This is a genomic window from Candidatus Eremiobacterota bacterium (genome assembly GCA_031082125.1).
Taxonomy (GTDB): Bacteria; Vulcanimicrobiota; CADAWZ01; order CADAWZ01; family Ess09-12; genus Ess09-12.
Genome location: JAVHLM010000013.1, coordinates 21,215 through 33,826 on the forward strand (window position 1 = coordinate 21,215; position 12,612 = coordinate 33,826).

10 protein-coding genes are annotated in these 12,612 nt (G+C 53.2%); 5 read left to right on the forward strand and 5 right to left on the reverse strand.

The window, feature by feature from the left end:
* Positions 1-48 precede the first annotated feature (48 nt).
* Positions 49-1,797, forward strand: a complete 1,749-nt coding sequence (locus tag RDV48_15295; GenBank protein MDQ7824166.1) for a PEGA domain-containing protein — start codon at positions 49-51, stop codon at positions 1,795-1,797.
* Positions 1,798-2,740: 943 nt separating this feature from the next.
* Here RDV48_15295 and RDV48_15300 read toward each other — a convergent pair.
* A complete protein-coding gene (locus RDV48_15300; GenBank protein MDQ7824167.1) occupies positions 2,741-4,171 on the reverse strand; it encodes a histidine kinase dimerization/phosphoacceptor domain -containing protein in 1,431 nt (476 codons plus the stop codon).
* Between the two features lie 104 nt (positions 4,172-4,275).
* Positions 4,276-4,698 carry a hypothetical protein gene (locus RDV48_15305; protein MDQ7824168.1) on the reverse strand — a complete coding sequence of 141 codons (423 nt, stop codon included), beginning with the start codon at positions 4,696-4,698 and terminating at the stop codon, positions 4,276-4,278.
* A 161-nt stretch (positions 4,699-4,859) separates the two neighbouring features.
* Between RDV48_15305 and RDV48_15310 the strand changes: the two genes are divergently transcribed.
* The 4 genes from RDV48_15310 to RDV48_15325 all read left to right on the forward strand — a co-directional run bounded on the left by RDV48_15310 (position 4,860) and on the right by RDV48_15325 (position 8,161).
* Complete coding sequence (locus tag RDV48_15310; protein ID MDQ7824169.1) at positions 4,860-5,267, forward strand: type II secretion system protein; 408 nt, start codon at positions 4,860-4,862, stop codon at positions 5,265-5,267.
* Positions 5,268-5,342: 75 nt separating this feature from the next.
* Positions 5,343-7,076, forward strand: coding sequence for an NAD+ synthase (locus RDV48_15315; protein ID MDQ7824170.1), 1,734 nt, complete (start codon positions 5,343-5,345; stop codon positions 7,074-7,076).
* 51 nt (positions 7,077-7,127) lie between these two features.
* Entirely contained in the window at positions 7,128-7,667 is a 540-nt protein-coding gene (locus RDV48_15320; GenBank protein MDQ7824171.1) for a hypothetical protein, read from the forward strand.
* Complete coding sequence (locus tag RDV48_15325) at positions 7,664-8,161, forward strand: hypothetical protein (GenBank protein ID MDQ7824172.1); 498 nt, start codon at positions 7,664-7,666, stop codon at positions 8,159-8,161. Before RDV48_15320 ends, RDV48_15325 begins: the two co-directional genes overlap by 4 nt.
* 8 nt (positions 8,162-8,169) lie before the next feature.
* On the opposite strand, the gene RDV48_15330 is transcribed toward RDV48_15325, so the two are convergent.
* The 3 genes from RDV48_15330 to RDV48_15340 form a co-directional block, all read right to left on the reverse strand.
* Positions 8,170-9,249: a tetratricopeptide repeat protein gene (locus RDV48_15330; protein ID MDQ7824173.1), complete on the reverse strand. Its 1,080-nt coding sequence runs from the start codon at positions 9,247-9,249 to the stop codon at positions 8,170-8,172.
* Between the two features lie 46 nt (positions 9,250-9,295).
* Positions 9,296-9,832, reverse strand: coding sequence for an O-acetyl-ADP-ribose deacetylase (locus RDV48_15335; GenBank protein ID MDQ7824174.1), 537 nt, complete (start codon positions 9,830-9,832; stop codon positions 9,296-9,298).
* 189 nt (positions 9,833-10,021) lie between these two features.
* Entirely contained in the window at positions 10,022-12,571 is a 2,550-nt protein-coding gene (locus RDV48_15340; protein MDQ7824175.1) for an HAD-IC family P-type ATPase, read from the reverse strand.
* Positions 12,572-12,612: the final 41 nt, after the last annotated feature.

Here is a 12,612-nt window from a genome sequence, read left to right on the forward strand (position 1 = left end):
GGCATGCTGCACAAGCCCCACAAAGATGCTTGATTCAAGGAGGCCGATATGCCCTACGATGAAGATGGAAACCTCATAGATGAACACGGAAACCTCATCCCCGGCTCTGGAGAGCCCCGGGAAGACCAGGAAACCCCGGAGGAGGAGGATTTTGTAAAGGAATTCCAAGAAGGCGACAACTTCAAAGAGGAAGCAAAGGAAGAGCAGTCAGAGGCAGACCTTGACGATGAGCTGAAGGCGGATCTGAAAAAGTCCCTCGAGGAAGCTCCGCAAGGCCCTGAAAAAAAAGTAAAGATCGATACGCTCAAGACGAAGAGCCCTCTCCCCATAATTGGCGCTGCCGTCCTGGTGATCCTTGTCCTTGTCGCCGTGGGCTATATTCTTTATCTCCAGCAGAAGGGGGCCGATCCGAAGAAGCTTACCATCGTGTTCACCCTCTCGCCGCCGGGAACAGAAGTGACGGTCGATGAGCAGAAAGTGGTGCCTGTCACAAGGAAAGACGGCCAGCTCGGGATCACGGGGCTTGAAGCAGGCAAGCACACCCTTGCCTTCAGGAATAAAGGCCATAAGCCCCTCACCATGAAAGACGTGGTGGTGTCGGAAAAGACGGCCACCCTTCTGGGGAGCGTGAAGCTGGAAAAGTACCCTTCAGGCTCTATCACCGTGAAGATTGAGCCTGCCGACGTAAAGCTTTATATTGACGGTGCCGAAGTGAAGGTCGTGAAGCTTGACGACGGCAGCCTCCAGGTGACAGGAGTTCCTGAGGGAAAGCACTCTCTCAGGGTCGAGAAAAAGGACTTGGAGAGCTGGAAAAAGGATGATATCCAGATGGCCAAGGATGACTGCCTTGAGCTTGATCCCTTGACGCTCAAGCAGAGGATATGGAAGCCCATGGAGATAGATGTGTCTCCCGTTGCTGTCAGCGTGTTTGTTGACAGGAAGAAGGTCGGCACCACGGTGAATGCAAAGAATATCGTCATCACTGACTCCCTCGATCCCGGGAAATACCGGCTGGATATCTTTGCCGATGGCTACGAGAGCTGGAGCATGAAGGAAGTGGAGGTCTATCCCGACCTTTCCACCACCGTGGGCCCCGTGAGATTGAGCCTCCTCAAGAGCGGCAAGATCATCCTTGACTCCGAGGAGAAGCCAGATGTAGAGCTGGACGGGAAGAAGGTTGAGCCGGTCCTCCGCTCCGACGGGCGTTACGAGGTGGACAAGGTCAAGCCGGGGACCCACTCCCTCAAGGTGAGCCGCGAAGGCTTTCATGAGCTTATATGGGACAAGATTGCCATGCCCAAGGACCGGCCTCTTGAGCTGGCCAATATTCCATGGAAACAGATGAAGGGAAAGACAGTCATCCTCTCCACTGATCCCGGCGAGGTGAAGATTTACCTGGAAAACGAGCTTAAAGGCACCACGCCTCCAATCCCGGGGACAAGCTTTGTGATAACCGATCTGAAGGCTGAGCGGTATACATTGCGTGCTGAAAAGGAAGGCTATAGCACATGGAAAGACGAATCAGTGATCGTCGAGGATGACAAGCCAACGATCATGCCCCTCATTGCGTTGACCAAGCCTTCCTCCTTAAAGATTACCGGCACCCCTGAAGAAGTGGAAGCCAGGATTGAAGGGCGGGAAGGAACTGTCACCGCTCCGGGAACATTGAGCGATCTTGCTCCCGGCACTTACAAGATTACCCTGAAAAAGAAAGGTTTCAAGGACAAGGTGATGATGGCGACTGTGGCGGCAGGCAAAGAGACGGAGATCACCTATAAGCTGGAAAAGAAGAAATAGGGGAAAAATACCCGGAAGAGAGAAAATCCCATGAAATAAGGCTTCTGACCCCCAGAAAAAGTCTGCATGCAAAACCCTTGACTTTTTGAACAAATGTATCCTATAATGATTGTGTAAATAAGAGTAGATTTACCTTGCCATGGAAAGGTACAATCTCCCTCCTATTTACTCCACTGATCGTCCCCGAAGAACCCTCCATTCTTCGGGGATTTTCACATCGGGGGGAAATATATCCCCGCAGCCATCAGGAAGGCCCGTCACCATGAGGTAAAGTGGCCTTTTGTTTTTCCTCCCAGATGGTCCGAAACAATCCAAATTGACCCACTTTTTCAGAAATCTTGGCAAGATTTGGATACACCCCTACAGGGCAGAAATCTATATTACATGCTATTCTGGAAAAAGCCAGGGGAGAATGTCCCCATCTTGACCCATGACTGGAATTTGTCCCGAAACTATTGACAAGTTCTGCTCTGCGGGAGGAGCTAAGGAATAGTGGCTCATTGACCTCCTCTTCACCTTATCTTCATACTCCATTCACTGTCTTTTCATACTACTTTGTTATAATATGCTCAGAAGATGAAGAAAGGAGGCGATCACCATGATTACAAAAGTGTTTGCGGGAAAAGGTAACGATATCACGCAATGTCCATCAATGTGCGTAATAGAACTTGCTTTGGTTACAATGATGGCAGTTGCACGTTAACTGCATAAATGATCCTGATATGTCGATTGTACTGCGCCCCATTTGTCCAGACAGCTCAGTATCTGCAATGCGGATGGCTGAGCAGCTGGCTTCTCGGGTTTTTGACACTACATTTCATAAAATCACTCAGGGCTTCTTTGGCCCAGAGAGGCTGCAAAAGATTCATGCAATAAGCCGGGGAATAATTCCACAGCAGGAGAGCCCGGGAGCAGCTTCAAAATAAGCGAAGATCTCGCTTCTTCATGCTTTAAACTCCACGATGAACTTTGCCCCCTTCTGCCGCTCAAGCCTTATGGTTCCACCGAGCTGCTCTGCCAGCATGCCGACAAGCTGCAGCCCGAAACCTTCTGGTGCTGCAATATCGATTGTTTCTGAAACACCTATGCCGTTGTCCTCAATGATGAGTGTCCCCTCATTGTCCTTTTTCGAGAGGGAAACAGTGATTATTCCCTTGTCTCTGCCGGGAAAGGAATGTTTCATTGCGTTTGTCAGGAGCTCATTGATAATCATGCCGAGGGGAGACAGGATCTCTGAGTCGAGGACGAGGTCGTCAATGTGCTTTTCAATTGTCAAGAATCTCCTGGCGGGAAATATGCCTACAATTTCATCAATCAAGGCGGAGAGGTATTCCCTGGTGGATATCTTTCTGAAATCAGATGACCGGTAAAGCTTGTCATAGAGAACCATCATGCTCTGGACACGGCTTCTCGCATCCTCAAGGGAGGAAACGGCTGATTGATCCTTGAGTGCCTGCGACTGCAGAGAGAGGAGGCTCATGATAACGTTCATGTTGTTCTTGACGCGGTGATGAACCTCTCGCAGGAGCAGTTCTTTTTCGGCAAGAAGTGATTTGATCTTCTCTTCCGCCTGCCTGCGCTCCGTGATGTTTTCAAAAGTCGCTACAAAATATCCCTTCTCATTGCTGTGAACAGAAACAGACAGGCACATGGCCAGGGGCTTGAAATCGATCTCGAACTTCTCGGAACTGCCCTTTGATGCGACTCTGCCGTAGATCTCAAACAACTCCGGGTTCAGTTCTCTGATCCCGGGGATCACTTCTGTGACGCGCTTACCTATCACATCCTTCAAGCCGGTCAATTGATCAAATGCCTGGTTGACATCGAGATACACAAAATCCACCGGGCGGTCATGGTCATCAAAAAGCATTCTGCAGTAAGCAAATCCATCCAGCATGTTTTGAAAAAGAGAGTGGTAACGCACCTCGCTTTCCTGGCGTTTCCGGTAAGTCTCGATGAGTTCTTCATTCTTCTTCTCCAGTTGCATGTGAGCCTCAAAGAGCTCAAAGGCCATCTCTATCGAAGACTGGAGCACAAAGGCACCGTAATCCTTGAGCACATAGCCGTAGCGGGTGATGCCGTGGACTTTCTCCACTATCTCGCGCTCGGCATGGGAAGTGAGGAACACGATGGGAAGCCTTCGCACTTCCAGGATATGCTTTGCGGCCTCGGTGCCGTCGATCCCTTCGCCCAGATTGATGTCCATGATCACAAGGTCGATAGAGGGATCGGTTTTTATTGCCTCAAGAGCATCTTCACCGGAACAGACAGTTGTCACCTCATAATTGTTTCTTTCCAATATATCTGCTTCGACCCTGGCGGTGACTTTCTCATCTTCAACGATGAGTATCTTCTTGCAGCGATTATCCTTCATCTTTGAGCCTCTCTTCCCTCAGGGGACATCTTCCGTTGTTGCCTCCCTCCCCTGAAGGGAAGGGGGAGCGGAGCGGGAATCCCAGGGATATTCAGCAGATATGGTCAGAATTCACCGGTGCCGTCAACCTTGCTTTTTGTGCTGAAAAGCTTGATGAGGCCTTGGATTATAAGCACAAGACCTGCGATGCCGATGAGCAGGAAGAAGATGAAAATGGCCAGACGGACCACGGGATTCAGTATTCCCAGGCAGAGATAGGGCAATATCCAGAATATGCCGGTGAAGGAGGTGGCCATGCAGATGATGCCGATGCTGATGGAAAAGAAGCTGGCCTTCATTATCTCAAGGGATTTCTTCATCCTGAGCTCTTCATCGTGAAGCTTTTCTTTTTCTTCTTTTTCCCTCTTCAGATATTCCTCAGGAGAAATGCTGGATGGCCTCTCCGGCACATCGGCATTCTCATCACCCTGCATCTTGTCAAAATACCTTTTTGCCGCCAGATCGTCTTCATCATCAGGTTTTTTCATCGCCATGGCACCTGCTCTGGAACTTGATGCTCTCCCGCTGAAGATTGATTATCATAACAGCGGAGCCATGAAGGAATATTCAATATACTGGATGAATTCACCTGTTGGGAAACATTGATAAGACCGGGGAAATTCTGCTATAATAGTATGGGGGTACTGTCATGAGGAGAAAAAGGGCAGGATTCACACTGATAGAGCTTATGATAGTCATTGCAATCATAGGAGTGCTTGCAGCTATCATGCTCCCGGCTTTTATAAGAGTGAGGGCCCAGGGCCTCCTCTCAAGCTGTGAGAACAACCTGAAAAACGTGGCCACGGCCTGTGAGACATACTCCACTGACGCAAAGGGCAGGTATCCTCCCACGACAACGCTGCTGCTGCCGGAGTATGTAAAAGCCCTCCCCAAGTGCCCGAGCACAAAGATAGACTATTCCTATACCTATACGACGGTCCCCGATTTCTATACGGTGTGGTGCACCGCGGGAGAGAGGGCCCATGAGGTAGTGGAGATGACCGACGGCTTCCCGCAGTACACCTCTGATCAGGGCCTTGTATTAAAGAAGTTATAATGCGGACAGACTCTTTTGTAACCGTTCGGGAAAAGGTTGATGGGAGAGTCTGTCCCCTGTTTTCCGAGGTGTCATATGCAGAAAATAAGAATTGCGCTTGCGCAGATGAATGCGACCGTCGGAGATCTCGACGGGAACACTGTGAAAATCATCGAGAACATACGGCGTGCCAGGGAGAACGCCGCTGATATTGTTATCTTTCCTGAGCTCACGGTATGCGGTTATCCCCCCGAAGATCTGCTCCTCAAAAAGGAATTCATAAGCCGCAACCTTGAGTGCATCAGCAGGATTACGGCAGAGACTTCCGGCATTACGGCGATAGTAGGCTTTGTGGATGCCGGAGAGGATATCTATAACGCGGCAGCCTGCCTCCATGATGGTGCCTGTGCGGGAGTGGTGCACAAGTTTTTCCTGCCGAACTACGGAGTCTTTGATGAAAACCGCTACTTTCAGTCAGGCACCGAGTACAAGGTTTTCAGGCTTGGCGACGTAACCTTTGGAATTGTCGTATGCGAAGATATATGGTATTCCGGCGGCCCTGCCCAGGTGCAGGCCCTCCTGGGAGATGCCCAGCTCATCTTAAGCATCAATGCCTCTCCTTTTTACTGCGGGAAATGGAAGATCCGTGAGCGGATCCTCGGCACAAGGGCTTTTGACGGCTCCTTCTTTCTTGCCTATGTGAATGCCGTGGGTGGCCAGGATGAGCTCATATTTGACGGTCAGTCACTGGTGTTCTCCCCTACAGGCGAGCTTCTCTCGCGGGCCTGTTCACACCAGGAGGATCTTCTTTTCTGTGACATCGATATTTCAGAAGCCTTCAGGGACAGGCTTATCGATCCCCGCCGCAGGAAGGCGAAGCTTGAGCTTCGCGGCACGGGACAGCAGTGCGTCCATGCGTCCCTCAATATGGTGGCGCCTGAAAATAAGCCTCCCTGCGAAGCGCGGATCACAGAGCCTCCCGGTGAGGTGGAGGAAATGTACCGATCCCTTGTCCTGGGAATAAGGGATTATGTGAGGAAAAACGGCTTTTCAACGGTGGTGCTTGGCCTGAGCGGGGGGATTGACTCCGCCCTGACAGCCTCTCTCGCCGTGGCGGCCCTGGGTTCTGGCAACGTGGTGGGAGTCTCCATGCCGTCACCATACACTTCGCAGGAGAGCCGTAAAGATGGTGTTGAACTGGCAGGGAACCTGGGAATAAGGCTCATAGAGATACCTATTGAAGAGCCCTTCAGCGCCTTCAAGGAGGTGCTTTCTCCTGTTTTCAAGGATCTCAAGGAGAACATTACCGAGGAGAACGTGCAGGCCCGTGTGAGGGGAACTCTTCTGATGGCGCTTTCAAACAAGTTCGGGTGGCTTGTCCTCACGACGGGGAACAAGTCTGAGATCGCCTGCGGTTACTGCACCCTTTACGGCGATACGGCGGGCGGCTTCTCGGTCCTGAAGGATGTCTACAAGACCCAGGTCTATGCGCTGTCTGAATTTATCAACGGCGAGAGAGAGATAATTCCACGGCGGTCCATCACGAAGGCTCCTACGGCAGAGCTCCGCCCGAACCAGAAGGACACCGACTCCCTCCCTCCCTATGAGCTCCTCGACCATGTGCTCCACCATTACATTGAGAAGGAGATGAGTATTGAGGAGATGGTGCATCTGGGTTTCGAAAGCGCCCTGGTGAAGTCTGTCGTAAGGCTTGTTGACAGGAATGAATACAAGAGAAGGCAAGCGCCTCCCGGCATCAAGATATCGGAAAAAGCCTTCGGGAAGGACAGGAGGCTCCCTGTGACCAACCTGTTCAAGCCCTGGGAATGATGAGGGAATATTTCTGATGCTGCAGAGGTAGGAGAGGTGAGGTGAGGAACGATGAAAAAAATGCGGTCAATTTTTTTGGCAATCTGTGCACTTCTCTCCTTTCTGAGCCATGGAGCCTATGGCGCAGAAGGGTCTGCCGGTCAGGAGGTCCGCTTCAGATTTCTTATGGCGCCTGGAAAGACTCACGCCCTCATCGATTTGGTGAAAGTTCTGAACGACAAGGGCGAAGTCATCGCATCACTCGACCTGGGCGACGGTAATGACACCGCCGGGCAGAACAGGATCTCCCTTGATGATGCAGACCGCTGGGGCGACGCCGTCACCCTTGACAGCCGCACGGCCCGCCCTGTGAACGGAAAAGAGGTGAAGAGCGAGCACTCGGGCTTTCAGCTCTTCCTCCCGGTGCTCCCCAAAGAGGGGAAGCTCAGAATCCGCATCAGCTACAAGGACCTCGGCGAAGATCTCATGCCTGTGGAAATTTTCGACGGAGAGGAATTCAGGAGAATTGCCCAGATCCTCCTGGAGAACAGCGGTGACTGGCTTGAAGAGGAATATGCCATTCCTGCCATTGACATAAAGCAGGTTCATTGAAAGTGCTTCCCGATCTGGTAAAGCTGCTGTGGAAAAATCACCAGGGTGCCCTTGAATCCCTGAGAGAGGTCATGTGTGCCCGCTACTGCCCCATATGCGGTGACAACTGCTGCACGGGGAGGCTCAATCCCTCAATAAGCGACCTCAGGGCCTTTCCAGACCTCAGGAGGGTGCGGTACCGGTGGGACAGGAAACCTGAGGGGCCGTATCTGGTGGACAGAAGGTTTCTTTTTTTCGGCACATGCTATCTTGTGAATGGCTGCCCTCACCTCAAGGGAAACCTCTGTGCCATCCACGAAGAGGCTGCGCGCCCCCGTGAGTGCCACGAGTATCCCCTTTACCTTGATTTCCCTTTCAGCATCCCTTTTTTCAAGCCTTTTATCAGCGTGGAGCTCTCATGCGGCATATTCAGGTATAAGAAAAACTGCGACGAAGTGTCGCAGCTTGGCGAAAGGCTCGGACTGGAAGTGATATTTCATGAGACGCCGCCCTGAGGAGCTTCTCAGCTCCACTTTCCGTGGCATTTCTTGAACTTCTTGCCGCTTCCGCAGGGGCATTCCTCGTTTCTGCCCACCTTGGTGAAGGCATAGGGATTGATTTTCTCAACGAGCTCCCTGAGGGGAGCGCTTCCAGGGTAAAAGGCAAGGACCTTTTTGAAGTGGGTGATGGCCTTCTCTTTCTCATCGAGGGCCAGGAACACCCATGCAAGGGGAAGGTTGAGGTAGGGCATGTCAGGATCGAGGGTCTGGGCTTTTTCCGCCGCCGCCATGGCCCCTTCCCTGTCAGCAAGCTGCACGGCCGTCGAGGCAAGGTTCAGGTGCACAGCGGCCCTGGTGAGCACATCGTTATAGACTTCGAAGGAGTGCTCATCATCTTTCTTGTGCTTTTCGTTGGGAAAGACAATGTACTGGATGGTCCTGTCGTCCTTCGGCTTTCGCTGGTTGAGCTCCAGTGCCTTCTGAAAAAACTCCCTCGCCTTTTCATAGCTTCGCGTGAGGTAGGCCATGGCGCCAAGGTTATTGTAGGTAATATCGATGAACTCGCTCTTCTCCTCTGTGCGGATGTCTCTTGCCGTCTCAAGGTGCCCGGCGGCTTCATCAAACAGCTTCAGTGATATCTCCACGAAGCCGAGATTGTTGAATATGTCGCCGCTCCTGCAGCCGAAGTCTATGGCCTCGAGGTATTCCTTCACGGCATCTTCAAATTTCTTTTCCTTGTAAAGTATTTTCCCTATCCTGTCAGCAATCTCTGCATACTCCTCGCGGTTTCCTTTTTCCTTGAAGAGCTTTTTGCTTTCACCGTATAGCTCAAGTGACGGTCCGTACTCATTCAGAAGCTCCTTGAGGTGTGCCATGCTGCGGAGCTGAGCGGCCATGCCTTCCTTGTCATCCAGCCGCTCGAAGGCAGTTTTGCTGCGGCTGTAATAATCCAGGGCCTCGTTGAACCTTTTCTGGTTCTGGAGCTGCGCCCCCATGGTGGAGAGGAGCTGGGCGTCACGCCTCTTTTTTTCCAGTTCCTCATTCTGGGCTTTTTCAGGTTCTGGTGAGGGGGTGTCATTTTTTTTCTCGACGTCTGTTTCCACGGTGAGCTGTCCTTTCTTTGATATTTGTGTGATAGTGAAGAGGCTTTCAGTCTCCCGCCAGTTCTTTCATGGCATTCTGGTAGGCTTCCAGCGTGGTGGAGTCAAAAAGAACGAAGCGGACCAGCCTTATCTGCTGGTGCTCCCTCAAGAAGTCTCGAACAGCGGCAAGGGCAACTGCTGCAGCCGATCTCACGGGGTATCCATATGCGCCGGTGCTGATCGAGGGAAATGCGAGGGAAGTGATACCTTTTTCCTTGGCAAGAGAGAGGCTTTCGCGGTAGCACGACGCGAGGGTTACGGCCTCACCGGCCGCCCCTCCCTGCCATATGGGCCCCACGGTGTGTATGACAGAAGAGGCCTTCAATCTCCCGCCGGTGGTGATGACGGCCTCTCCCGGCGGGCAATGGCCTATTCTGCGGCATTCCTCCATGATGGCGGGGCCGCCTGCACGGTGGATGGCGCCGTCCACTCCGCCGCCGCCGCGGAGGCCGCTGTTTGCGGCATTCACGATCGCTTCCACTTCTTCCCCTGTGATATCACCCATTGCGAGCTCTATTACGCTCCCGCCCACGGTGGTTTTCATCGGCCTGTCCTTCCATCGTCAATTCAGCTCTGTGAGTATATTCTACGGGACTCATCCATTTTCTTGCTGAAAGCGATAAGCTGGAAGGTGACATTTTTTCTTTTTATGGTACCATGGGCAGGTGACTTATCCACAATTTTTGTGGATAAGTGGATAACTCATGGGAATCCTGGCGGAAAGAGCGTATATTCACGATGCGGCGGCCTTGTCAAAATCCATCTGCAGAAAACGCTCCAGAAGCCTCCTTCTCCAGGCTCCCCTCAGCATCAATGCCCAGAAAACGGTAAGGAGCGCAATAAGCAGATAGTCAAGGGGGGAGAGCCTCAGCACCTCAAGGGGCAGGTGGAGCTGCCTGAAGGCAAGGGAGGCGACATAGAGGACAAAGATTGCCAGGACGAGATATGCGGGCTTTTTGTCGCTGGAAAGCGGGTTTCCTCCGGTGAAGAGAGGGTGGGGAGGCTCGGCAAAGACCACAAGCAGGAGGCCCGACAGAATGGTGAAATGGGTGAGCACGATCTGGGCAACGGCCCTGGCCATCTCGTAAATGGCATCTTCATTTGAGACCCTGTACTTCATTCCCGCCCACTGCATGTAAGCCATGATCTGCTCCTCCATGATACCCACGGCAAATATCTTCATGTGCACAAGGTAGAAATAGAGGGTGTACACGATGAGACCGAAGACCACGATGGAAAAGGTCGCAGGGAGCACGTAGTGGAGAATCGAGTAGAGGAGCCTCTTGCGGGGGAACTCGGGGCGCGCCCAGAGGGCAAAGCAGAAGGAGGGGATACCCACGGTGAGTATTGAGAGAAGGGCTGCCTGCTTGGGGGCATAGGGGAACCCGGCACCGACGAATTCCGCCGCTATAATGATAAGGGCGACGTAAAGCGAGCGGGTCATATAGAGGGAGAGAATGCTTCTCATACCGTTCACGATTCGCCTCCCTTCTATGAGGGCATGGGGGATGGCCTCGAAGGAGTCATTGAGAAGCACAATGTCCGAGACCGAGCGGGCGGCGCCGGTGCCGCTCTGGAGGGCTATCCCGAGGTTGGCCTTCTTGAGGGCAAGCACGTCGTTCACGCCGTCGCCTATCATGGCCACGTAAAATCCTCTTTCTTTCAGGGCGTCAATGAGCATTTCCTTCTGCTGGGGCGTCACCCTTCCGAAGATCACGCCTTCCTTTGCGGCGTGAGACCGCTCGGGAGGGGACATGGCCTCAATGTCAGGGCCGTATACCAGGCGCACCTCGCCCTGGAGGCCTGCCTGGCGGGCAAGGGCCAGCACCGTCTCGGGGCTGTCGCCCGAGATGATCTTGAGCTTGATTTTTGCCTTGGCCAGTTTTTCCAGCGTTTCCCTGGCGCCTTTGCGCAGTTCGTCGGAGAAGAAAGCGAGGGCCCGGGGAGCCAGGGAAGGGGGGAGCAGGGGGTTCTCATCCTTGTCGAAGAGGGGATCGGATGAGCGTGCCTCACAGAAGAGAAGAACGCGCATTCCCATGGTAGCCGCCTCTTTCACCAGCGGCTCTATGGCATCCCTGCCCTTTGTGACATTGCCCTGCAGAGCCTCCCAGGCACCGAGGACATAAACGGTGCCTGGCGCTTCCTGGAGCGCCATGGCGCTCCATTTCCATTCTGACGAGAAGGGGACTTCCCTGTCGAGGGGTTTTACCATGCCTCCCAGGGCTCCCTTGATCGCTTCGGCCGTGGCGTTTGCAAGGGTCATCGATGAGGCGAAGGAGCCCAGAAGGCTTTTCACCTCATCAAGGCTTCCTTCCAGGGGGTTGATCCGCTCGAGCTTTATACGGTTTGCCGTAATGGTCCCTGTCTTGTCCATGCAGAGCACATCGACATGGCTCAGAGATTCAACGGCGTTGCTCTGCTGCACGAGGGCGCCCTTCCCGGCTATTCTCACGGCGCCCAGCGAATAGGCAACGATGACGGCCATAAAGAGCCCGATGGGCACAATTCCTGCTATCACCGCTGCAGATTGAACGCTCTGCACCAGGGGGCTCCCGTTCAGAAGGGCTGAAACGGCCTTCAGGAACCCTATCATGAGGGCCGTGCCCATAAGAATGCGTATCACGAGATTTACGTCCTGCTGGAGGGGCGTCAGTACCTGCCTGTATGACTTGGCGCCCGTGGCAAGCCTGTTCATGAGGCTTTCCATGCCCACCTTCTCTGTTTCTATGACGGCCATGCCGCTTATGCAGAAGCTCCCGGAGAGGACTGTGTCACCCTCCTTCCGGGGCACCGGGTCTGATTCGCCGGTGATGAGCGACTCGTCAACCCTCAGGTTCTCCTCGCGGAGCACCTTGCCGTCAACTACCATCTGATCACCAGGCCTGAAAACGATTTCGTCATCCTGTACCACCGACGAGGGATCCAGCGTCTCCTCCCTCCCGTCGCGGAGAATTGTCACTTTCGGCCGGGTGAGGAGGGCGATCTCATCAAGCTTTCTCTTGGCCTGGATCTCCTGGACAAGGCCGATGACCACATTGAGGAATATCAGTGCCACGCTCATAAGGGCATCGGTATGGAGGCCGAAGGCCATGAGCATGGCGCCGATGAGGAGCATGACAAAATTGAACCCCGTAAGCACGTTGCGGGCTATGATTTCTTTGTAAGACTGGCTGTGGGGAGGCTCGGCGCGGTTTGCCCTGCCCTCTTTCAGCTTTTCAGCCACTTCCTGTTCCGAGAGCCCCTTGTAACCCCAGAGCCCCGAGGCCTGAACAATGTCTTCCATGGTTTCCTCAACGGTGGTAAAGGTAATTCTGCAGCCTTGCC

Excerpts from the sequence above, each read along its gene's own strand:
- RDV48_15295 (MDQ7824166.1), top strand. The coding sequence starts at position 49 with ATGCCCTACGATGAAGATGGAAACCTCATAGATGAACACGGAAACCTC.
- RDV48_15300 (MDQ7824167.1), bottom strand. The coding sequence starts at position 4,171 with ATGAAGGATAATCGCTGCAAGAAGATACTCATCGTTGAAGATGAGAAA.
- RDV48_15305 (MDQ7824168.1), bottom strand. The coding sequence starts at position 4,698 with ATGAAAAAACCTGATGATGAAGACGATCTGGCGGCAAAAAGGTATTTT.
- RDV48_15310 (MDQ7824169.1), top strand. The coding sequence starts at position 4,860 with ATGAGGAGAAAAAGGGCAGGATTCACACTGATAGAGCTTATGATAGTC.
- RDV48_15315 (MDQ7824170.1), top strand. The coding sequence starts at position 5,343 with ATGCAGAAAATAAGAATTGCGCTTGCGCAGATGAATGCGACCGTCGGA.
- RDV48_15320 (MDQ7824171.1), top strand. The coding sequence starts at position 7,128 with ATGAAAAAAATGCGGTCAATTTTTTTGGCAATCTGTGCACTTCTCTCC.
- RDV48_15335 (MDQ7824174.1), bottom strand. The coding sequence starts at position 9,832 with ATGAAAACCACCGTGGGCGGGAGCGTAATAGAGCTCGCAATGGGTGAT.
- RDV48_15340 (MDQ7824175.1), bottom strand. The coding sequence starts at position 12,571 with ATGGAAGACATTGTTCAGGCCTCGGGGCTCTGGGGTTACAAGGGGCTC.